At 40.5% G+C, this 22,655-nt stretch carries 24 protein-coding genes; 19 read left to right on the top strand and 5 right to left on the bottom strand.

Going from position 1 to position 22,655, the window contains the following annotated elements; genetic code table 11:
• Positions 1-9: 9 nt before the first annotated feature.
• Complete coding sequence (locus tag MHB41_RS14350; RefSeq protein ID WP_034282525.1) at positions 10-258, top strand: hypothetical protein; 249 nt, start codon at positions 10-12, stop codon at positions 256-258.
• A 21-nt stretch (positions 259-279) separates the two neighbouring features.
• Here the strand turns inward: MHB41_RS14350 and MHB41_RS14345 are convergent, their stop codons facing one another.
• Positions 280-1,020 carry a protein-glutamine gamma-glutamyltransferase gene (locus MHB41_RS14345; protein ID WP_041115839.1) on the bottom strand — a complete coding sequence of 247 codons (741 nt, stop codon included), beginning with the start codon at positions 1,018-1,020 and terminating at the stop codon, positions 280-282.
• Between the two features lie 156 nt (positions 1,021-1,176).
• On the opposite strand from MHB41_RS14345, the gene MHB41_RS14340 reads away from it, so the two are divergent.
• The 5 genes from MHB41_RS14340 to MHB41_RS14320 all read left to right on the top strand — a co-directional run bounded on the left by MHB41_RS14340 (position 1,177) and on the right by MHB41_RS14320 (position 10,409).
• On the top strand, positions 1,177-3,168 hold the full coding sequence (locus MHB41_RS14340; protein ID WP_061110004.1) for a methyl-accepting chemotaxis protein: 1,992 nt from the start codon (positions 1,177-1,179) through the stop codon (positions 3,166-3,168).
• Between the two features lie 125 nt (positions 3,169-3,293).
• Positions 3,294-5,285, top strand: coding sequence for a methyl-accepting chemotaxis protein (locus MHB41_RS14335; protein WP_041115843.1), 1,992 nt, complete (start codon positions 3,294-3,296; stop codon positions 5,283-5,285).
• 173 nt (positions 5,286-5,458) lie between these two features.
• Positions 5,459-7,435, top strand: a complete 1,977-nt coding sequence (locus MHB41_RS14330) for a methyl-accepting chemotaxis protein (RefSeq protein WP_041115845.1) — start codon at positions 5,459-5,461, stop codon at positions 7,433-7,435.
• Between the two features lie 370 nt (positions 7,436-7,805).
• Positions 7,806-9,794: a methyl-accepting chemotaxis protein gene (locus tag MHB41_RS14325; RefSeq protein ID WP_041115847.1), complete on the top strand. Its 1,989-nt coding sequence runs from the start codon at positions 7,806-7,808 to the stop codon at positions 9,792-9,794.
• A 90-nt stretch (positions 9,795-9,884) separates the two neighbouring features.
• Entirely contained in the window at positions 9,885-10,409 is a 525-nt protein-coding gene (locus tag MHB41_RS14320; protein WP_024423278.1) for a type 1 glutamine amidotransferase domain-containing protein, read from the top strand.
• A 62-nt stretch (positions 10,410-10,471) separates the two neighbouring features.
• Here MHB41_RS14320 and MHB41_RS14315 read toward each other — a convergent pair whose 3' ends face one another.
• On the bottom strand, positions 10,472-11,464 hold the full coding sequence (locus MHB41_RS14315) for a Gfo/Idh/MocA family oxidoreductase (protein ID WP_061110003.1): 993 nt from the start codon (positions 11,462-11,464) through the stop codon (positions 10,472-10,474).
• 197 nt (positions 11,465-11,661) lie between these two features.
• On the opposite strand from MHB41_RS14315, the gene MHB41_RS14310 reads away from it, so the two are divergent.
• The 4 genes from MHB41_RS14310 to MHB41_RS14295 all read left to right on the top strand — a co-directional run bounded on the left by MHB41_RS14310 (position 11,662) and on the right by MHB41_RS14295 (position 14,868).
• On the top strand, positions 11,662-12,054 hold the full coding sequence (locus MHB41_RS14310) for a DoxX family protein (RefSeq protein WP_061110002.1): 393 nt from the start codon (positions 11,662-11,664) through the stop codon (positions 12,052-12,054).
• Between the two features lie 66 nt (positions 12,055-12,120).
• Positions 12,121-13,263 (top strand): AI-2E family transporter, encoded by a 1,143-nt coding sequence (locus MHB41_RS14305; RefSeq protein ID WP_024423275.1) that lies wholly within the window; start codon positions 12,121-12,123, stop codon positions 13,261-13,263.
• A 127-nt stretch (positions 13,264-13,390) separates the two neighbouring features.
• The gene (locus MHB41_RS14300; protein ID WP_025094210.1) at positions 13,391-14,224 is read left to right on the top strand and encodes an undecaprenyl-diphosphate phosphatase; all 834 of its coding nucleotides are present in this window, start codon (positions 13,391-13,393) and stop codon (positions 14,222-14,224) included.
• Between the two features lie 170 nt (positions 14,225-14,394).
• Positions 14,395-14,868 carry a hypothetical protein gene (locus MHB41_RS14295; protein WP_024423274.1) on the top strand — a complete coding sequence of 158 codons (474 nt, stop codon included), beginning with the start codon at positions 14,395-14,397 and terminating at the stop codon, positions 14,866-14,868.
• Positions 14,869-14,903: 35 nt separating this feature from the next.
• Here MHB41_RS14295 and bioB read toward each other — a convergent pair whose 3' ends face one another.
• From bioB to MHB41_RS14280, 3 genes are all read right to left on the bottom strand, one after another.
• The gene (bioB, locus tag MHB41_RS14290) at positions 14,904-15,899 is read right to left on the bottom strand and encodes a biotin synthase BioB (protein WP_034282505.1); all 996 of its coding nucleotides are present in this window, start codon (positions 15,897-15,899) and stop codon (positions 14,904-14,906) included.
• A 151-nt stretch (positions 15,900-16,050) separates the two neighbouring features.
• On the bottom strand, positions 16,051-16,401 hold the full coding sequence (locus MHB41_RS14285) for a hypothetical protein (protein ID WP_024425911.1): 351 nt from the start codon (positions 16,399-16,401) through the stop codon (positions 16,051-16,053).
• A gap of 219 nt (positions 16,402-16,620) precedes the next feature.
• Complete coding sequence (locus MHB41_RS14280; RefSeq protein WP_024425910.1) at positions 16,621-16,998, bottom strand: helix-turn-helix transcriptional regulator; 378 nt, start codon at positions 16,996-16,998, stop codon at positions 16,621-16,623.
• Between the two features lie 159 nt (positions 16,999-17,157).
• On the opposite strand from MHB41_RS14280, the gene MHB41_RS14275 reads away from it, so the two are divergent.
• The 9 genes from MHB41_RS14275 to MHB41_RS14235 all read left to right on the top strand — a co-directional run bounded on the left by MHB41_RS14275 (position 17,158) and on the right by MHB41_RS14235 (position 22,651).
• Positions 17,158-17,421 carry a helix-turn-helix transcriptional regulator gene (locus MHB41_RS14275; RefSeq protein WP_061110001.1) on the top strand — a complete coding sequence of 88 codons (264 nt, stop codon included), beginning with the start codon at positions 17,158-17,160 and terminating at the stop codon, positions 17,419-17,421.
• Complete coding sequence (locus MHB41_RS14270) at positions 17,418-17,570, top strand: hypothetical protein (protein WP_198527490.1); 153 nt, start codon at positions 17,418-17,420, stop codon at positions 17,568-17,570. Before MHB41_RS14275 ends, MHB41_RS14270 begins: the two co-directional genes overlap by 4 nt.
• The gene (locus tag MHB41_RS14265; protein WP_254114530.1) at positions 17,548-17,790 is read left to right on the top strand and encodes a hypothetical protein; all 243 of its coding nucleotides are present in this window, start codon (positions 17,548-17,550) and stop codon (positions 17,788-17,790) included. Before MHB41_RS14270 ends, MHB41_RS14265 begins: the two co-directional genes overlap by 23 nt.
• A 50-nt stretch (positions 17,791-17,840) precedes the next feature.
• Entirely contained in the window at positions 17,841-18,242 is a 402-nt protein-coding gene (locus MHB41_RS14260; protein WP_034282500.1) for a hypothetical protein, read from the top strand.
• Positions 18,239-18,445, top strand: coding sequence for an XtrA/YqaO family protein (locus MHB41_RS14255; RefSeq protein WP_024423268.1), 207 nt, complete (start codon positions 18,239-18,241; stop codon positions 18,443-18,445). Before MHB41_RS14260 ends, MHB41_RS14255 begins: the two co-directional genes overlap by 4 nt.
• Before the next feature lie 126 nt (positions 18,446-18,571).
• Positions 18,572-19,090 (top strand): sigma-70 family RNA polymerase sigma factor, encoded by a 519-nt coding sequence (locus MHB41_RS14250; RefSeq protein WP_034282498.1) that lies wholly within the window; start codon positions 18,572-18,574, stop codon positions 19,088-19,090.
• A 152-nt stretch (positions 19,091-19,242) separates the two neighbouring features.
• Positions 19,243-19,887 (top strand): phage terminase small subunit, encoded by a 645-nt coding sequence (gene terS, locus MHB41_RS14245; protein ID WP_061110000.1) that lies wholly within the window; start codon positions 19,243-19,245, stop codon positions 19,885-19,887.
• A gap of 8 nt (positions 19,888-19,895) precedes the next feature.
• A complete protein-coding gene (locus MHB41_RS14240; protein ID WP_162176180.1) occupies positions 19,896-21,197 on the top strand; it encodes a PBSX family phage terminase large subunit in 1,302 nt (433 codons plus the stop codon).
• Positions 21,194-22,651, top strand: coding sequence for a phage portal protein (locus tag MHB41_RS14235; RefSeq protein WP_061109999.1), 1,458 nt, complete (start codon positions 21,194-21,196; stop codon positions 22,649-22,651). The genes MHB41_RS14240 and MHB41_RS14235 overlap by 4 nt, the downstream gene beginning before the upstream one ends.
• Positions 22,652-22,655 lie beyond the last annotated feature (4 nt).

Genomic DNA, 22,655 nt, shown 5'->3' with positions numbered 1-22,655 from the left:
TGTGACAGGATGGACATCTTAAAACATTCCTACCGAAAAAAAGGCCAGATTGAATTTTGGTTTGATGATTTCCCTCATTCTCCTGCTGTCCTTACGCCCATTCGTCATTACTATTTTGTTCGATACGTGAAATGGAGCCGGCACGACTCGCCGGTCACAAGAAAAGATTTAGAAGAAATGGAGGTCCTTGCGAACACGATGCTTGGCACACTCCAAAATTATCGTAAACGCAAGGCATACAGAAGCCCCTTGTCATAACCAATAGACAAGAGGCTTTTTTTAGCTGCCAAACATTTGCCTGAGATAAATTACATCCATCCGGGTAGTCTGCGGTAATAAATAAGCGGATTGAACCGCACCTGGCCGTCTTCTCTTATTCAGTTTGTCGATAATTTCTGCTGCTGTTAAAATTCCAAGTCCATGACCGTAATATTGATCTTCTCCTAAGTAAATCACATTTTCCCCGCGCCATTGCGACTGCTGATAGCTAAACTCTGGATTTTCGAAATATAAACAATCCCCATAGATAAAATCATTCCCGCGCTCTGTATAAATCGACAAAGTATCATAGTGCCAGTCATACAGTGTTAAACTGCGAAGTCTTCGATTAAACTTCTCCTCTCCTACTGTTTGCAAAACCCCCATATAAAACACAATGACAATCGCTGTTGCGCATTCAAATGCATATTTTGAACCATTTTCAAAAATGTCTTGAATGCCTCTTGATGGCTCCACTTGATAGCGCAGCTCTAGTGCTCCTGCTTCCGACACACGCCAAAACGCATCATTTGCACGCGACCTTTGAAAGATGGCGAATGAGGCACCGCTTTTATTCAAATCTCTTGCAGCATTCATAATGTTCGATCTTAAAGTGACCTCAAATAACAAATCAGATGCTTGCCTATAGCGGAACGTATCATTCGAGGCCTGTAACTGCATCAAAATGATCCGCTTTTGTCCCTCTAGCTGAAACGATGCCAGCTGCTCATTTGTCACTGGCTGTCCTGAAAGGATAATCATATGAAAAGCGCCCCCTTTTGTATTAGCGTATGCAGGGTGCTTGGGCAAGGAATCAATTTGTGAAAATAAACAAAATAGCATCCTTTTTATTTGAAAAACATGAAAATACTATGAAGATGTCCGATATAAAACATATCGTTTAAAAGGAGGAAAAACATGAAAAGTGCAATAAAATGGTTGAAAAAACCATCGATTTCCAAAAGACTGATTATTTCATTCACACTTGTTCTCGTCTTGCCAATCATTACACTCAGTACGATTTCATATCAGATTGCCAAAGAAGAATTAGATCATGAAATCATGTACGGAGCAAAAGCAAGAGTCAATGATATGAATGACATGATCGAGCAAAAGCTTTTGAATAAAGAAAACGCGGTGAAACTTTTTACTCAAACAACTACTGCTGCAGACTTTAAAAAGAAAAACCAGGACGAACTGTATGAGCATTTTGAAATATACAGCAAAATCAACGAAGATGATGTGGTTGGATTTTATGCAGCAAGTAAAAATCGTGATTTCATTCAGTTTCCTAAAGTAGACATGCCAAAAGGCTATGACCCAACAACACGCGATTGGTATCAGCAAGCGATGCAGGATGAAAAAGGTGAGCCAGTTGTCACCAATCCATACATTTCTGCTACAACAAACGGCATGGTGGTCACGATTGCCCAGCGTCTGAAGGACGGGTCGGGAGCGATCGGAATCGACATTGATGTGCAAGACATTGTTGATAAAATCAAAGAAATTAAAATTGGACGAGAAGGATATCCAATTATTGCAAATAAAAGCAAACAAATTGTAGCCCATCCAGAAGAAAAGTCAGGATCTGAGGTCACAGGAAATATTTCATCAATCCTTTACAGCGGCAAAGAAGGAACATCAACTTATGAGAATAAAGGAGAACAAAAACGTATCGTTTTTGTCACAAATGATTTAACAGGTTGGAAAATTGCTGGAACGATGTTTGTATCAGAAACAGAAGAAGCAGCACAGCCAGTTTGGAATTCTGCCATTATTCTTTTAATTTCTTCATTTATCCTTGGCGGTGTCGCTATCTTCTTCATTGTTCGCTCGATTACCATTGGACTGAGAAGGCTTGTTGATTTCTCAGAAAAGGTGAGTGAAGGGGATTTAACAGAAACCCTCGAAACCAAATCGAAGGATGAAATAGGAGATCTCACAAGAAGCTTCAGCAAGATGAGTGAATCTCTTCGTGACGTCATTCGCGCTGTACAGCAATCTGTCGACAACGTGGCTTCGGCTTCAGAGGAGCTGACGGCAAGTGCCAGCCAAACGAGTCAAGCAACAGAGCATATCACGATGTCAATTGAACAATTTTCAAATGGAAATGAAGCACAAAACGAGAAAGTCGAATCTAGTACGAATCAGCTTGTGGCAATGAACGAAGGATTACAAGATATGTCACAAACCTCATCTGAAGTGGCTGCTGTCTCTATTCAATCAACAGAAGCTGCTGGTCAAGGCGGCCGAATTGTTGAAAGCACAGCAAGCCAAATGAAACATATTGATACATCTGTACAAGAAGCAGAGCAGGTCATGAAAGAATTAGAATACAAGTCTAAAGATATTACGAGTATTTTAAATGTCATTAATGGCATCGCGGATCAAACGAATCTACTTGCGCTTAATGCAGCAATCGAAGCAGCAAGAGCAGGTGAATCAGGACGCGGCTTCTCCGTCGTTGCAGAAGAAGTGAGAAAACTAGCTGTCCAATCCGCAGATTCAGCGAAAGAAATTGAAAAGCTCATCCAAGAAATTGTGTTAGAAATTGCTAAATCTCAAGATATGTTCAAAGCAGTCAATCGAGAAGTAAACGCAGGACTAGGTATGACAGAAGAAGCAAAAGAAAGTTTCCGGCACATTTATGAGGCGGCAGAAGGAATGTCGAAAAAACTGACGCAATTAAACGATACAGCCATTGACCTATCAAGCGGTTCAAAGCTTGTTTCACAAGCGATGCAGGAGATGCGCCAAGTCTCTAGAGAAAGCGCAGCAAACATTCAGGACATTGCGGCTTCCGCAGAAGAGCAGCTAGCATCTATGGAAGAAATCACATCTTCATCTGTGACACTTGCCAACATGGCAGAGGAACTAAAAGAGCTCACAAGTCAATTTAAAATTAATTAAATAACGATGAAAAAATATCCAGAATTGTCTGGGTATTTTTTTTATTTTTAAACGTCATTTCCAGCCTCTAAAAATACACCTTTCATCCGATAATAACTTTAGAGAAGTAAAGGGGGAAAGTTAAAATGGGAAAAATGATCCAATGGTTCAAAAAACCATCCATTTCAAAAAAATTAATCATTGCCTTTTTGGTCGTCCTTATCCTGCCAACTGTGGCACTGACAATTAGTGCGTTTTTTACATCAAAGACAGAGCTAGACAAACAGATTATGGGCAGTGCGATGAGTCAGGTTAATGCATTTGATACCTTAATCAATGAGAATATTGGCAACAAATCAGATGCTGTGACACTGTTTTCAGACTCGCTCAAAGCGTCTAATCTTCAAGAAAAAAATAGAAATGCGACCATTAAAGAATTACAGCAATTTGGAAAAATTAATGAAAAAGATGTATCCGCAATCTATGCAGGCTCTGAAAAGGGATTGTTTATGCAATATCCAGTTCAAAAGATGCCAGATGGTTACGATCCAAGAGAACGTCCATGGTATCAAGAGGCATTGAAAGCAGAAAACGGCAAACAAGTCATCACAAAACCATATGTAGCAGCATCCACAGGCAAAATGGTTATCACGATTGCCCAAAAAATGAAAGATGGTTCAGGTGTCATTGGTCTTGATATGGAAATTGACAGCCTGCTCCAAAAACTAAAAGAAATCAAAATTGGGCAAAAAGGCTATGCTTTCATCATGGAGAAAGATAAAACCGTTTTAGCAGATCCAACCCAAAAGCCAGGAAGTCAAGTCAATGAAAATCTGGCCAGCATTATTTTTAAAAACAAAGAAGGAAGCGGCAGCTATACCCTCAAAGGAACAGATAAAAAGGTTGCATATGTCACCAATGAATTAACCGGCTGGAAAATTGGTGGAACGATGCTCGTATCTGAAGTAGAAGAAGCGGCAAAGCCCGTTTTCAATACAGCCATTATCGTATTCAGTGTCACACTCATTGTAGCAGGAACCCTCATTTTCTTTATCGTCCGCTCTATTTCAAAAAGGTTATCCAACCTTGCCCGCTTCTCGAAAAAAGTCAGCGAAGGTGATTTACGCGATAAGCTTCAGATCCAGTCAGATGACGAAATTGGACAAGTTGGTAAAGGCTTTAATACGATGATTGACTCATTGCGATCTCTCATTGGAGCCGTTCAAACTTCAGTCGAGAATGTCGCATCTTCATCAGAAGAACTGACTGCCAGCGCAGGACAAACAAGTAAAGCAACAGAGCATATTACACTAGCCATTGAACAATTCTCCAGCGGAAATGAAAGCCAAAATGATAAAGTCGAATTGAGCTCAGAAGAGTTAGAGGAAATGAACCGCGGTCTTCAGAATATGAATGAATCGGCTGAATCCATTACTGCTTCATCGATCAAATCAACAGATATCGCAGGGGAAGGCGGCCAGCTTGTTGAAAAAACCGCTTCTCAAATGAATGTCATTGATCAGTCCGTGAAAAAAGCAGAGAATGTCATCAGTGCACTTGAAAGTAAATCGAAAGACATTACCCAAATTCTCGGTGTCATCAATGGAATTGCCGATCAAACGAATTTACTTGCGCTAAATGCAGCGATTGAGGCAGCAAGAGCTGGTGAATCTGGCAGAGGATTCTCCGTTGTAGCAGAAGAAGTAAGAAAACTGGCGGTTCAATCTGCCAACTCGGCAAAAGAAATTGAGAATTTGATTAAAGAAATCGTACAAGATATTGACGTATCACAGGAAGTATTCACTGCGGTGAATCGAGAGGTTCAATCAGGCCTAAGCTTCACTGAACAAACGAAAGTAAGCTTCCACAATATTTTCGAAATGACAAAAGAAATTTCTGACCAGCTTCAAACAATGAATCAAACCGTTGTTCAGCTTTCAAAAGGCTCGGCACATGTGTCAGAGGCTGTTCGTGAGATCGCAGACGTATCACGTGAAAGCTCGGCAAATATTCAAGACATTGCGGCTTCAGCAGAAGAACAGCTGGCATCAATGGAAGAAATCAGCTCGTCCTCTGCCACACTCTCTTCGATGGCAGAAGAATTACGCGATTTAATTAGCAAATTTAAGGTTGAATAGACAGGAAGAAAAGAGCCTCCAGATAGAGGCTCTTTTTCATTGAGTAAATCAAAAGAAATGGGTAATTATACTTATTTTTTGGGTTTTTTGAACATTATTCCTTGAAAAATAATTCATATTACCTAAGAATAGAAGAGGAAGACCACAAATCATAAATCAAAAGGAGTAGAGTCATGAAAAAAATCAACTTTTTTAAGCACTTTACGATGTCGAAGAAATTAATTACTGCATTCTTAGCGATTCTCCTAGTGCCAATTCTCGTATTGGCTGCATTTTCTTATGAAGTGGCATCAAAGTCTCTTAATGATGAGATTATGTCTAGTGCTGCAAATGGTGTTCAACAATTAAACGAACTCATTAATAAAGATATACAGCCTAAAATTGACATGGTTTCATACTTATCTAAATCGATCAAAAAGGGTGAATTGACTGCTAAAAACAAAGATTTACTCAAAGTGAAATTAGAGCAATTATCGGAAACAGATGACGATGTAGTAGAAGTATTTGTTGCAGATCAAAATGGTAAACTAACTGAATATTCGGAGATTCACAAAGGTAATGCAAAGAGCGCAAAAAATGAAACTTGGTTTCAGAAATCGATGGGAGAGAAGAAACTCATCATTTCAGATCCTTTTGCCGATAAGTCATCAGATGACCTGCTCATCACAATATCAGAACAGCTAGCAGATGGATCTGGTGTGATCGGGGTGAATGTACGCTTAAATACGGTTGTAAAAGATACAAACAGCATCAAAATTGGCCAAGAAGGCTATGCGTTTATCGCCACATCAGATCAGCGTTATGTGGCCCATAAAACCGATAAGGCTGGGACAAAGCTGACTGGTGACTTCATCTCAAAACTATATGATAAAAAAGAAGGCAGCTTTGAATATGAATACAATGGCCAGCCGAAGCAAATGTTTTTTGACACAAATGAAGCAACCGGCTGGAAGCTTGCTGGAACGATGTATGTGAATGAAGTAAAAGAAGCCGCACAGCCAGTGCTCGACTTAACAATGATCATTCTTGCGGCTGCGATTGCCATTGGCGGAATCGCGATTTATTTTATTATTAAATCGATTCGAAAGCCACTGATAGAGCTCTCTGAATCGGCTGAAAAAATCAGTCAAGGTGATTTGACCCAGCATATTGAAGTTCGTACGCACGATGAAATTGGTAAGCTAGCGCAGAGCTTTAACGACATGTCAGCAAAGCTGAAGCAAGTCATTCAAGCTGTCCAAAATTCCATTGAAAATGTTGCTGCTTCGTCTGAAGAGTTAACGGCAAGTGCAGGACAGACAGCTCAAGCGACCGAGCATATCACATCATCTATTGAACAGTTCTCAAACAGCACTGAACATCAAAATGATATGATCGAAAAAAGCTCAGTTCAGTTAAACGAAATGGATCGGAGCTTATCGCATATGGTCGACACAACCTCTCATATGATGGAATCGTCGATCGAATCGAGCAAAACTGCTCAGGCTGGAGGAGAACTCGTTCAAAAAACAGCAGGTCAAATGCAAACGATTGAGCAGGCAGTAAAAGAAGCAGAGCTTGTCATTGCAGGCTTGGAGCAGAAATCAAAGGATATTACAAACATTCTTGGGGTCATCAACGGTATTGCGGATCAAACGAATCTCCTTGCTTTAAACGCTGCGATCGAAGCCGCACGAGCAGGTGAAGCAGGCAGAGGCTTCTCTGTTGTCGCAGAAGAAGTCCGCAAGCTGGCAGAGCAGTCAGGAAGCTCTTCAAAAGAAATTGAAAGCCTGACGAACGAAATTGTGGAGGAAATAGAAAAATCGCAGAAAATGTTTAAACAAGTAGCAGGTGAAGTACAATCTGGATTAAACATTACAGATGAAACGAAAGTGAGTTTTGAGAAAATCACTGATAAAACATCAGAAATGACAGAACAAATGAAACAAATGAACAGATCAGCCGAAGAGCTATCGCATGGCTCAAATGATATTTCTCATGCGGTGAATCAAATCAAAGAGCTCTCAAGAGAAAGCTCAGCAGGCTTCCAAGATATCGCGGCATCAGCAGAAGAACAGCTTGCATCTATGGAAGAGATCAGCTCATCTTCTGCCACTTTATCTCAGATGGCAGAAGAACTAAGGGAGCTTATTAAACAATTTAAAATGTAAGAGAGTAGCGAAACACCTGACGCCAAAACGTCAGGTGTTTCAGCGTGTAGACAAACCCTCGCATTTGGTGTCAGGTCTGCGTGCCGGTGCTCACGAATCTTTTATTCGCTCCGCTCCGGTACTCGTCCTTCCTAGACTGCAAAGGTTTTCTATCACACTGAAAAAGAAGACAAAGGGCTAAAATCAAGAACATTTTAGCCCTTTGTCAACAATCTTAAGCACCTGACGCCAAAACGTCAGGTGTTTTTCCATTCGATGCATATAAATTGGGTAATTTGGACTTATTTAGACTTTAATAAGTTAAAAAAGTAAAGAACCTAGTAGTACTTCCGATATATATACTATCTTACTAAAAGGAGTTTTCTTTTTTATGAAATTCATACAGTATTTCAGAAAGCCATCTATTTCAAAAAAGCTCGTATTCTCTTTCTTATTTATTCTTTTATGTCCAATCATTGTATTGGCTTTCTCTTCATACCATACGGCAAGCACCTCTTTAAATGATCAAATTATGCAAAGTGCAAAGGAAAACGTAGAGCAGCTAGATAAAAATATTACGAAGGTTGTCAAAGTGAAAACAGACGCAGCCGATTTCTTTAGCAAATGGATCACGGAGAAAAAGCTCAAGCAAAAAGGAACGACCGATATTCAAGGACGCTTTGAGCAGTTCATGAGTATGAATGATGACACAGAAGGCATTTTTGTCGCTTCAAGTGACGGCAAAGTGTTTTCAAGATATCCTAATCAAAAAATGCCTGCAGGTTATGTCGCAACTGAGAGGGATTGGTACAAAGACGGCTGGGCGAAAAACGGTGAGCTGTCTGTTTCAGCCCCATATGCAACGGCTTCAACCGGTACACTTGTGGTAACCATTTCTAAAAAACTAGAGGATGGATCAGGCGTCATCGCGATGAACCTAGACATTGCGAATCTAGTTAAAGAGTCCAATAGCATTAACATTGGGAAACAAGGCTATGCCTTTATTGGAAGTCCAGACCGTACATATGTGGCACATCCAACGAAAAAAGCAGGAACAAAATTATCTGGTGAATGGTTAGAAAAAATGTATTCACAAGATAACGGATCTATGAGCTATATGTTTGAAGGAAAAGAAAAGCAGATGGAGTTCACCACAAACAAGGCGACTGGCTGGAAAATTGTCGGGACGATGTTTGTCAGTGAAGTAGAAGAAGCTGCACAGCCAGTCTTTAACATGGCCGCCATCATTTTAGCCGGCGCGCTTATCATTGGCGGGATTCTGATCTTCTTTATCATCCGTTCCATTACAAAACCACTTTCCACTCTTGTCTCTTCTTCGAAGAAGATCAGTCAGGGAGATTTAACAGAAAAAATTGATGTCCGCTCAAAAGATGAAATTGGACAGCTTGGCACAAGCTTTAATGAAATGAGTGAGTCCCTAAGAGATGTCATTCAAGCAGTACAAACATCTGTTGAGAATGTTGCTTCATCATCTGAAGAACTGACGGCAAGCGCAGGTCAAACAACTAAAGCAACCGAACATATCACATCATCTATTGAAACATTCTCTAACGGCAACGAAAATCAAAGCGAAATGGTGGAACAAAGCGCGGTTCATTTAAAACAAATGAATGAAGGACTGAACGAAGTTGCCGAAACGTCTGATGTCATCACAGCGTCATCTGTTCAATCAAAAACAGTCGCAGAAACAGGCGGACAGCTTGTGGAGCAGACTGTTGGCCAAATGAAGACGATTGACCATTCAGTGAAAGAAGCTGAAGGCGTGATCAACGGGCTAGAGCATAAATCAAAAGATATCACAAACATCCTAGGCGTGATTAACGGCATTGCGGATCAAACGAATTTACTTGCACTAAATGCTGCCATTGAAGCAGCACGCGCAGGTGAATCAGGCAGAGGCTTCTCTGTTGTTGCGGAAGAAGTGCGTAAACTAGCGGTTCAATCATCGGATTCAGCAAAAGAGATTGAAAAGCTTGTGAATGAAATCGTTACTGAAATCGAAACATCTCAAAATATGTTCAAAGCAGTGAATGAAGAAGTGAAAAGTGGTCTTACTATTACAGATCAAACGAAAGAAAGTTTCTCACAAATAAATGAGCAAACAGCGGAAATCGCAGCAAGAATGAATGAAATGAATACAACGGTGCGCGAGCTGTCGAAAGGATCTGAGCAAATTTCTAAAGCAGTAAATGAAATTGCAGATGTATCAAGAGAGAGTTCAGCAAGCATCCAAGATATCGCAGCATCTGCTGAAGAGCAGCTTGCTTCTATGGAAGAGATTAGTTCTTCATCCACAACTCTTTCCCAAATGGCGGAAGAATTACGTGATTTAATTAAAAAATTCAAGATCAGCGAATAAGGTCAAGTGGTTCTCCTCAAGGGGAACCGCTTTTCTTTTTAAGAGGACATCTCGTACAATAGAGGAAATCGAAAGAAGAGGAGAGATAGTATGCGTTTATCAGATAAGAAGGTCATTGCGTTTGTCAGCGATGATTTTGAAGATTTAGAGCTATGGTATCCGGTTCTGCGTTTAAGAGAAGAAGGGGCGACTGTCCATCTTGTAGGTGAAAAAGCAAATCATGAGTACATCGGGAAGTATGGTGTGCCGGCGGTATCTGATGCAGATTTTTATTCCATACAAGCTGATGATTATGATGCTGTGCTAGTCCCTGGCGGATGGGCGCCTGATAAACTGCGCCGTTATCCAGAAGTATTAGACATCGTCCGTACATTTGATGCGAAGGCAAAACCAATCGGTCAGATTTGTCATGCCGGCTGGGTGCTGATATCAGCAGGAATCCTGAAAGGCAGACAAGTGACAAGTACACCAGGTATTAAAGACGATATGACAAATGCTGGTGCGGATTGGTTCGATGAGGCAGTCGTCACAGATGGCCACCTCATCTCCAGCAGACGCCCGCCGGACCTTCCGCCGTATGTGAAAGCATTTGCGGATGTGTTAGCCGCAAAATAAACGACTGACACGAAACAAAGGGCGAACAAAAAAATTTCGCCCTTTGTTCATCATTTCATGCCCTATACATTTTGTCTGTCGGCAGGATACAACACGCCCATTTGTCTTCTCGCTTCGTCCATGACGGACATGGTTTGAACAGATAGGGCAAATGTATTGACAGGAGACTGCCCCATTCCCTGCTGAATACACTCAATAAAATGATTGATTTCATAAGACATAGCTGGCTGATCATCTTTGAGAGAGATGTCAGTTTGATGTCCGTCACGGTCGTGTATCGTGATTCGTGAAGGACGGTGGAATTGATCAATCACCATGGTGGCATCCTCGCCTTGAATTTCAGCCGATAAATGAGACGTTGAAATTTTAGAATGAAAAAGAAGTGCTTGATGCCCGTCATACTGTAAAAGGACTGAACCGTTCCCATCCACACCAGAAGAAAGCTTATAGCCTCTTGCGGTGATTTGATTCGGCAGACCAAATAAGTATATGACTGGGTAAACGAGGTACACCCCGATATCCATTAAAGAACCGTTGGATAGCTCAGGCTTAAAGGCATTTGGAAGCTCGCCGCTTCGATAGGCATCGTATCTTGAAGAATATTTACAGTAATGCGCGACCACTTGCCTGATAGGTCCAAGCTGATCAAGATGCTGTTTGATTTGAAGGAAATTAGGCAGAAATGTCGTTTTCATCGCTTCCATCAAACACACTTGATGTTTTTTCGCTGCGGCAATCATTTCTTCCACTTCTTTTCGATGAGAGGCGAATGGTTTTTCGCATAAAACATGCTTTTGATGCCCCATCATCAACATGGCCTGCTCTTTATGAAGGGCATTTGGACTCGCAATATACACGGCATCAAACGTATCACTTTCCGCCATTTGTTGTAAGTTCGTAAAAACCATATCAATCCCATATTTTTCGGCAAAGGCCTGTCCTTTTTCAGCGGACCGTGAATAGACGGCTGTACATGTAAAATCAGCTAGTTCTTCACCAGCTTGTAAGAACCGATCTGTAATCCAGTTCGTTCCGATGACAGCAAATCGAATCATGTGATTCCCTCCTTCTGCTTTTCTCTGATTATACATGCTTTGAAAGCGTTTGTATGAAAGAATATTCTTTTTATTGCAAAGCGGATGAAACCTTTATATAGGCTGATGCGTCTTACATAAAGGATATAAATGTACGAAAAGTGGGTAGTTTCTTCCTTCTTCGGGTAATACTCAGGATAGAAGGGAGAGGAGGAAACATGAAGCGCGTCCTGCATATAGGAAGTACATACATCTTTGCGCTTTTATTCATAGCGGCTGGTATTTTTCATGTGATAGAGCCGAGCGGCTTTGCCCGCATGATGCCAGGCTGGCCATTTCCATATGTAATGGTCTATGCGACTGCATGTCTTGAATGGCTGCTGGCCGTGCTGCTGCTTTTGCCAAATGTCAGGATTACAGCGGCAAAATCCATTGCTGTCTATCTTGTACTCATTTTCCCTGCAAACTTATTTGCTGCTCGTGAGGGAATACCGTTTCCAGGTCAAGAAAATACAGAACAAGCCTTGCTATGGATAAGGCTTATTGGACAGCCGATTCTCATTGTATGGGCAATGTCCATTGCAAAATGGGAAAAAAAGCTCAAACAATGACGACCATAATCATGATCAAGTAGTGTACAATTTACTCATAAAATAGCCCGTGTTTGGAGGAACAATATGAATTCTATGCAAATGTGGAGCAGTCGATTTAGAAAATTTTTTCTTGATAACAAGTTTGTTCTCTTTTTACTCGTCCTGTTATTAATTGGATTGAATATCCTTGTTTTCATGAAAACATCATTTATTTTCACACCGCTCATTGTACTCGTCAAAACCATTGCCTTACCGATTATTTTAACGGGAGTCGTGTATTATTTATTAAATCCAATTGTTAACTTGTTAGAGAAAGCAAGAATCAAGCGGATCTATTCCATTTTGCTTTTATATATTGTCATTATTGGGATTATTACAGTGACCATCGTGTCCATTATTCCTTTTTTACAAGCTCAAACCATGAGTCTATTTCATAATCTTCCGAAATACGTCGATACGGTAGAAGATCAAATTAGACAATTAACAGGAAGTAACTTTATTAATCAAGTGCAAAACTCGATGAACTTTAACGTGTCTGAATTGGTAAGTAAAGCATCCAGTCAAGCGACGAAGATTTTGGAAAGCACCTTTACCGGTGTAGGAACATTCTTAGGGGCGCTCACAGAAGTCATCATCTCGATCGTGACTGTGCCGTTTATTCTGTTTTATCTATTAAAAGACGGCAAAAAGCTGCCTGACTATCTATTGAAATTTTTCCCAAGTAAAATGAGGGAACATACACATATCATGCTTCACGAAATGAACCACCGTCTAAGCTCGTATATTCGCGGACAGATCATTGTCAGCTTCTGTATCGGTGTTCTTCTGTTAATCGGTTATATGATCATTGGACTTGACTATGCGCTGCTGCTCGCTATCATTGCAGCATGTACAAGCATAGTGCCTTACCTTGGTCCAACAATTGCGATTACACCAGCGATTGTGATTGCACTTGTGACGTCACCAGTAATGCTGCTAAAACTCATTATAGTCTGGACAGTGGTTCAGCTCGTTGAAGGGAAATTCATTTCTCCTCAGGTGATGGGAAAAAACCTTCATATTCATCCCATTACGATTATTTTTGTTATATTAACAGCTGGTAAATTGTTCAACGTGGTCGGCATCATTGTCGCTATTCCGACGTATGCCGTTCTGAAGGTCATCACGACTCACTTATTTGATTGGTTCAAAATGCGGTCCAATTTGTATAAAGAAGAAAAGGTTTGATGTCATAATCTTTTTTTGAAAAAAATATAGTATCATAAAGACGAGCTTTCGATGAAGGAAGCTTGTCTTTATGTGGACATAGATGTTTGGCGTGTTCAAAAGATCAGAATTGAAAGGAAAGAAAATCATGAATCTATGGGATTTATTCGTGGCACTGGTTTTAGGAATTGTCGAAGGATTAACAGAGTACGCACCTGTTTCATCTACAGGTCACATGATCATTGTCGATGATCTTTGGTTAAAATCAAAGGAAATTATTACGCCAGAAGCGGCCAACACATTTAAAGTCGTGATTCAGTTAGGCTCAATTTTAGCTGTCATGATCGTGTTTAAAGATCGTATTTTAAACTTATTGGGCTTAAAGAAAAATATCACCGAAGAGCAAAAGCGCAGCGGGCATAAACTGACCATCGCCCAAATTGCAGTTGGACTTGTTCCAGCCGTCATTTTAGGATTCTTATTTGAAGATTATATTGATAAATACTTATTTGACGTCAGAACAGTCGCTGTCGGTTTAATTTTAGGGGCAGTTCTGATGCTTGTCGCTGACTGGATCAATAAACGGAAAACAGAAACAAGCTCTGTCGATAACATGACTTACAGACAGGCGCTTTATATTGGACTGTTTCAATGTTTAGCATTATGGCCAGGATTTTCGCGCTCAGGTTCAACGATCGCAGGCGGGGTTATTCTTGGTTTGAATCACCGTGCTGCGGCAGACTTTACATTTATCATGGCGATGCCGATTATGGCAGGAGCAAGCTTATTAACCCTTGTGAAAAATGCCGAATATTTAACACCGGATATGCTGCCATTCTTTATCGTCGGCTTTGTGAGTGCGTTTGTTGTGGCTCTCTTTGTTGTTCGATTCTTCCTAAAACTGATCAATAAAATCAAACTGGTGCCTTTTGCGATATACCGAATTATCCTAGGTGTGATTTTATTTATCCTGTTCATGTAATACTGTAAACTACTCTTTTATAAGAGTAGTTTTTTTGTTATTTCGCCTAATTAAACAGTAAAAATACCCTCTTAATTGGTAGAATAAGATTTTTTTTCATAAATTAGTGTTTAAGAGACAGATGAAGGGGTAGTACATAAACATACCAATTAAAGGAGGAGTTAGAAATAATGAGAAAAACAAGCAAAATGTTTGTTGGTTCTGTCATCGCTACGTCAATGATTGCTGCCCCTCTATCTCTTACGACTTTTGGTCAAACGGCTGAAGCTGCTACAACAACAGGTGTTGATGGAAGTGTCTCAATTGATCCAGTAGCCATTGCCGATAAAATTGAACAAGCAGTAAAGTCATCTCAAAATCGTGATGGATTCGTAAAAAATGCCGCATACAGTGCGTTCTATGAGGCAGGTCAAAACTACAACGTAGTTGTCCAAAACTTAAGCCAAGACCACGACTTTAGCGGTCTGAACAATGTTGTCTACTATGATAGTGTTGAATATGACGGTATTACGTTTGGTATTTGGGTATTTGAAGATGGTACGTTTGTCAACAATGGTGACGGTGGATATATTAACTGGACGTTTGTTGGCAGCTTTGACCGAGAAGATGGAAGCGGAACTGTCGATTTTCATAAAAGATTCTAATCTTAAAAGTCTGCCGGTGAATCGGCAGACTTCTTTTATAACGCACATTCTTCTATTTCAAACCCTAAATCCTCAATGATGTGATGATCCGTTTGGACTTGCTGGCCTTTTGTTGTTAAATAATCACCAACAAAAATGGAATTTGCGGCATACAGTGCGAGCGGCTGGAGTGTCCGTAAATTAAACTCTCTGCCTCCGGATACCCGAATTTCCTTTGTTGGGTTGACAAATCTCATCATTGCCAGCACTTTCAATGCTTTGATCGGGTGTGTTCGTTTTTGATGCTCAAGCGGTGTTCCTTCGATGGCATGAAGAAAGTTGACTGGAATTGAATCCGCATCAAGTGCTCTGAGCGCAAAAGCCATTTCAACAATTTGCTGATTGGTTTCACCCATTCCAATAATGACCCCTGAGCAAGGTGACATGCCAGATTGTTTGACCTGCTCAATGGTCGACACGCGGTCATCGTATGTATGAGTTGTCGTAATGTGAGCATGATGATCATGATGTGTATTGATATTGTGATTATACCGATGAACACCCGCTTCCTTCAGCCGCTTCGCTTTTTCTTCATTTAATAACCCAAGACAGGCACACACTTTCAAAGGCATCGTTTCAGTGATCTCCTTGACTGCTGCTGTGACTTCATCTAATTCCCTATGAGAAGGGGCTCTCCCGCTTGCCACAATACAATAAGTTCCGGCTTTTCTTTTGAGAGCCTCACGCGCACCAGCTACAATGGTCTTTTGATCAAGCATTGTATATCTTTCAACCGGTGCTTTTGAAATCATCGACTGTGAACAATATCCACAGTTCTCAGGGCAATATCCACTTTTTGCGTTAAAAATCATATTTAATTTCACCTTTTTTTGAAAAAAATGAAATCGCACTTGATAGGCTGCATGCATAATAGGTAACAATTCTCTATCGTCAGCTTTTAGAATGTCTAGACCCTCTTGCACCGTGATCGGTTCATTTTTCATCGCCTTCTCCGCTATTGCTTCCCAAGACAAAGACAGCTGCTCTCTCATCATTAATGCCTCCTTAATATGTTAACTTATTTTTATTAAAAGTTAACATATTGTACGGATGTTGGCAATCATGATTCAGATGAAACCAACTCTAAACACCAAAAGGCGATGACTTCATGTCATCGCCTTTAGATATGTAAAGCTAGATTGCTTATCGAACAGTAATATAGTTAATCACAAGCTCGCCTAGTGAATTATAGTAGGAAACTGTCACAGAACCGCGTTGTACAGCGCGAATCCAAGTGAAGTTTGGAGCCGTTTGATCTAATTGAATCGCATACGTTGCACCCGACACAGAAATTTGGCTTGCTGGAAGAGAGACGGCGATTGAAGAACCTACAGAAAGCGTACGGTTCACCGTAATTACTTTATTCATAATAGGAGCTTTTGCTATGACTGGTTCTTTTGGCTGTGCAGCTGCATGAGCACCTTCAGTTTGAGAGAATGTAAGAGCACCTACAGCAGCTAAAGACAATGTACAGATTTTCATGAATTTTTTCATCGGTAACACTCCTTTTTTTAGTATATACATATATTAATAATAATAGAATTATTTGTCAATTAAAATATGTGAAAAAAAGAGTAATTATGGCGAAAATTGTCACATATTATGTTGGAAAAGACATGATTTTTTATTCATATGCTATTTCTTTTTTAAGGGAAAAAGAGGTATAAAAAAAAGCTGGGTTCGTCCCAGCGTAAAGCAGATGAAAAGAGATGATCAATTGTCGTCTCGCTTTTTTGGCTGACGACCTTTTTGCTTCTCTTTCTCTCTAATGTAGTTAATAAAATCGATGGTTTGTCTTCGTGCTTCTTCGGAAAAATCTGATGCTGCTTTAAACGCAATTTGCAAATCAGGATCGTCTGCAAGATCGTCATCGGGCCTGCCTTTGTCCTTACCTGTGAGAAGATAATCGGTTGAGACCCCATATAATTCGGCAATTTTCACAATCATTTCACCGTCGGGTTTTCTCAAGCCGTATTCCCAGTTTGCATAAGTGGACATCGCCTTTAATCCGAGTTTTTTAGCAACTGTTGACTTGCTCCATCCATGCTTCTCTCTTAATTCAGTTAGAATCTTCCCAGTCAAATTATCCATCAGAAACACCTTTTTTCATGTTATGAGTAAATTTTATCATGAATTACACGGAAAAGATAAATAAATACACAAAAAGAATAAAAATATGGTTGACTTACTCGTTTTGTGTATATTATCATAATGAATATAACTTACACATATTGAGTAAGAGGTGGAAAGATGAAACTTGAAAAATTACGAGAAGAGCGCATATTGCAAGGAAAAACACAAACCTATATGGCGAAAAAATTGGGATATAAGTACACAAGCGGCTATGCGAATATCGAAATGGGCAGAACGAAGCCTAGCTTAGAAATAGCAAAGCATATTGCAGATCTGCTGAATACCGGGGTTCAAGAGCTTTTTTTTGGCCAAAAGTTACACGAAAAGAGTAATTGTTTAAGAGAAGATCGGTTCTTAGAAAAGGGGAGACGAGCAGAATGAATATTGAACATCCAATGGTGACTCAGATGAGTGACTTTGGTTATCCAAAAAGTTATTGGTTATATGACGTGAAACGATATGGATACCAAACAGAAATTGAGGACAGCTTGGAGGGAGCTGAAGAAGATGAGACATCAGCTGACGTTTGATGCTAGAAAAGAAGCGCAGCTTTGTTTAGACCAAGCTGGCGGCTGGATCGCCTTTCATCATCAGAAACCGATGTTTGTTTTTGCCACATCAGAAGAGAAAGAGACATATATGACCCTCCTGGAAGCTAAGGTTGATGATACAAAAAAGGAGGAATCAGGTCAACGTGAAACGATGGAAGCAAATCATGACATTTTTGAAATGCTTGCTCAAAGCGAGTAAAAACGAACAAGACATCCGCCAGTGGGCAAAGGATGACGGGAGATCATAACATGGTCATCCATTTAATCATTGAACATGAGCATTTGTTAACAAAAGAGACATTGATGAAAAGAATACGATCAGCTGCAAAAGGGCAATGCCCGCAAAAATTAAAAGGCGCACTATCACTTGAAATTCGTTTATTTGATCACATGCCGTTCGATATAGCTGACTGCCAAAAAAAGCGTACATACGCAGAAAAAGGGTTGATACGCCCAGTACACGTCAGCATCTTTCAGCCGAATCTACAGCATATTCAAGAAGCACTTCATTCTATAGCCGATGAAGTCCCTCTGCAGATGGTCGATTTAAGAGTTTCTCAGTTTTATAGTATGTGTCCAAGAGTTGAAATCATTATCAATACGGTAGGTGGTGGCACGAGGCCAACACCAAAAAAGGAGACAAGCAGATGAACGAGCCAAAACAACTATTCATTCAAGAAAACCAAACATTTGTCGGTGAGATGGAAAAAGGAAAAATTCAAGTCATCGTGTTAGATGGGAATGTAGGAACGGCTTATAAAATGGATGTACCTGAACATGGAAAAACCATTATTCAAACGGCAAAAGGTCATTTTGCAAGAGTAGATCACGAGATTGGTTTTAAAATCAGCTAACTGACTGAACACATCAAAGCACAATATGTCCAAGACGGAAAGCCTGCGGACACTGATCAAGACCCTGCTAAAAGGGGACTTGATTGGTGTCCGTTTTTTATTTTCTTAAAAAGGGAGAGAGCCAATATGCAAGATTTACTCATTGAATATAAAAGAGCTTTAAAGAATGCTAGAAAACAATATGAACCATTTAAAGAAAAAGAAGAACATCAGCTGTCCGTTCAAGACAAGCATGATAAAAAAATGATTGCCAGTATGGTAAGCGATCTGGAATACGTAGTAGAATGGCTTCAAATCGGAAGAGAGCCAGGCGCGCGCAGAGGATTAGACAGACGTTCAGTCTATCAGCGTACCATTCTCGCAAATCCAGAAGTGTTAGAGGCTTTATCACATGAATATACCCTTATTCAAGAGAAAGAAAGAGAAGTCAGTGAGAGAGACAAAAAAAGAATTGATGACGCTTTGTCTGTTTTAACAGATCGAGAAAAGGACGTATTCTTTATGCACACAACACAAGGGTTATCGTTTAGCGAGATTGCGGACATGCTGGATGTCAAAAAAGGAACTGTGCAAAAACATATGGAAAGAGCGCGGACGAAAATGTCCAAAAAAGTACAAGAACGCCTATTCAGAGCTGCTGAATAGGTGTTTTTTCTGTTCAAAAATAAATCAGCTAAAGCTTGTCTTACAGTTGCCACCTATAGTTAGAAAGACCAAACGAATGTTTGCTAGCCCTACACAAATGATTCCTTCAGAGGGAATCATTCGAATTAAAAGGAGGCGGCAGGTGAATGTAAATGAAAGATAAACGGATAGAGGCCAAGCAGGATTATATGAAGGGGATGACGTACCAGGAAATTGCTGATCATTACAATGTCTCGATCCATACCGTCAAATCGTGGAAAAGACGATACGGATGGCAAAGACAAAAAACTTCGTCAAAGCAAGCACACTCGATTTTCAATCAATTTCTTTCAGATGAAACGATTGAAATCATGGAGAAAATGGATGGACGCACATCGCTTGATTTAATCTGGGACCAAATTCAAATTCAATATGCAGCCATTATTCGGGCGCAGCGAATCATGTATGTAGCAGATCAAGAGGACATGATCAAAGAGGTGAAAAAGGCGGCATACATGCCTTCTTCATTAGAAGAAACAGGCGAAGGCATTCAGACAGAACTAGACATGACCTCAGAAGAATACTCGTTTCAATTTTCATGGGATCGGCATGCGACGTTTTTAAATGCACAATCCCGTGCAATGGGTGAACTCAGGCGTTTAATAAAACAGTTTGAAGAGCTCGCACATGCGAAGGATGAACGAAGATTAAGGCTGAAGCAAATTGAACTGACGATCGAAAAAACGAAAAAAGCAGTGCGTGAAGAAAAAGAGGAAGATCTTCAAATCATGATCAAGCGAAAAGAGGAAGACTCATGACGCCATTGATTGAAAAAGAAGTCAATCCTCACTTTGAACACTTTCTATTCGATTGGAATCAAAAGTTTCAATTTTTAGTAGGAGGCTATGGCTCATCCAAAAGCTATCACATTGCTTTAAAGCTTGTCTTAAAACTGCTGGAAGAAAAGCGGACAGCACTTGTCATTCGAGAGGTGTATGATACGCACCGCGAATCAACCTTTTCTTTATTACAAGAAATCGTTAGCGACCTCGGCATCGACCACGTGGTAAAGTGCCGAAGTTCGCCGCTTGCACTAACGTTTCGAAACGGCAGCAGCATCTTATTTAAAGGACTGGACAAGCCTGAAAAATTGAAATCGATCAACAACATCTCGATCATTTGGATTGAGGAATGTTCAGAGGTTTCTTATGAAGGTTTTAAAGAGCTGCTTGGAAGGCTGAGGCATCCGTCTTTACCGCTTTATATGATGTTATCGACCAATCCTGTTGGTCAGGATAATTGGACGTACAGACATTTTTTTCGAGATGAACAGCTGAAGCGATTTGTTTTAGATGACGAAACATTATACAAAAAGCGTACCGTCGTCATCAAGGATACGTATTACCATCACTCCACGGCGGAAGATAACCTATTCCTTCCTAAAAGTTACGTGAAGCAGCTGGATGAGCTGAAAGAGTATGACCCAGATCTCTATCGCATTGCGAGGAAGGGGTATTTCGGCATTAATGGCACAAAGGTTTTTCCTCAATTTGAGGTGAGAAGCCATTCTGATGTATTAGAAGCCATTCAGCAGATTGACAGACCGCTGAAACGAGCAGGCATGGATTTTGGATTTGTTGAATCATACAATGCGCTCATTCGGTTAGCTGTCGATCATGAAAAAAAGTACTTATATATTTATTGGGAATATTACGACCGCGGGAAAACAGATGATGAAACAGCCACTGACCTGCAAGAGTTCATTGAATCACAGGAACTGATTAAAGCCGACGCAGCCGAACCTAAAACCATTCACTATTTTCGGCAGCGCGGCTTTCAAATGGTAGCGGCACATAAGTTCCAAGGCTCACGTTTGCAGTATACAAAAAAAATCAAACGGTTTAAGAAAATTATTTGTTCTGATGCTTGTCCATATACCATCTATGAACTTCAATCACTAACCTATAAGGCAGATAAGGATGGACGTCTAGAGGAAGATGAATTTCAAATCGATCCGCACACTTTATCAGCCATCTGGTATGCGCTGGATGATTATGAAGTGACAGATTTGAAACAGACCGCCTCAGAGCGTGTCCGTCCAAACAGAGAGAGGAGGTCCATACAATGAAACAATTGAAAGCAACCATTATGAAGGCAAACATGTCTGATCATACAAAACAAATGTATGCAGATGAATTTTCCTACGAAAAAGATGACATTGTTCCCCCGCCTTACAATATCAATGAATTAAAAAGCATGGCAGAATATTCAACCATTCTTCAGCAATGTATTGATGCGTATAAGACCAATATTTTAGGCTTTGGTTTTGGCGTAGAATATGCCTTTGACTATAATGCAGAAGGTGTGAAACCGGCAAAAAAGAAAGCAGCAGAGAAGGAATGGACAAGACTTGAAGAGTTTACGAAATACATGAACTATGATGAGTCTGCTGATGTGGTGCTTGGCTATGTCATCGAAGACCGGGAGAAAACGGGGAATGGTTTTTTAGAGGTTCTCCGAGATGGTCAGGGAAAGCCGGCAGGAATCGAGTATTTAGATGCGCTCCATATCCGTATTTGCAAGCTTAGTGAGCCAGTTGATGTTGAATTCCGGTATACAGAAAACGGCGAATTGAAAACAATGAATCGAAAGAAACGATTCCGTAAATATGTGCAGGTGATCAATGAAAAGAAAGTCTTCTTCAAGGAGTATGGTGATCCGCGCATTTTACATTGTGAAACAGGCAAATACGATGACACCACCCCAGAGCCGCTGCGCGCAACAGAAGTGATTCATTTTAAAATCGGCAGTGGAACGTATGGGATTCCCCGCTGGATTGGCAACATCGTCAATATGTATGGGGCACGCAAGGCAGAAGAGCTGAACTATCTTTATTTTAAACAAGGGCGGCATGTACCTGGTGCCATCATTGTCGAAAATGGAATGCTGTCTGAGTCTTCCTATCAGCAGCTTCAGGATTATATGGACGATATCGAAGGCTCTGATCATGCACATAAATTTCTATTGCTTGAAGTCGAAGGTCTCCCGACGGAAAAAGGGTTAACTGGAGAAGAAGATGTCTCAAATGTCAAAGTGAACTTCAAATCCCTAGCAGAGATCTTGCAAGAAGATGCACTCTTTTTAGAATACGATGAAAAAACAAGAAACAAAATCCGCTCTGCTTTTCGCCTGCCGCCTATTTACACAGGTGAGTCTCAAGACTATAACAAAGCGACAGCCGATACGGCGCGAAAAACAACAGAAGAACAGGTATTTCAGCCTGAACGGCATCTCATCACAGGAAAGCTCAATACCCTTTTCCTGCCGGATCTTGATATTTGGCATGTTCGTTTCCTATTAAATGGTCCTGACTTTAGAGATCCATTAGAGATTGCCAAGGTTCTGACACCGTTTATTCAGGCTGGGGCAGTGTCACCAAACGATTTGCGAGATCTAGCAGGACGTATCCTTGGGAAAACGTTAGAGGAATGGCCGGAGGAACTCTATCACAGACCTTTAGAAAGCCGCGTGACATCAGCCGAACAAGAGCCTCAACGAGAGGCGAATCAGCTGAAGAGATAAACCG

Origin of the sequence: Bacillus sp. FSL H7-0578, assembly GCF_038630855.1 — a bacterium.
Taxonomy (GTDB): Bacteria; Bacillota; Bacilli; order Bacillales; family Bacillaceae; genus Bacillus; species Bacillus safensis.
The sequence above is the reverse complement of the archived record's forward strand: the minus strand, read 5'-3'. Positions and strand labels throughout refer to the sequence as shown.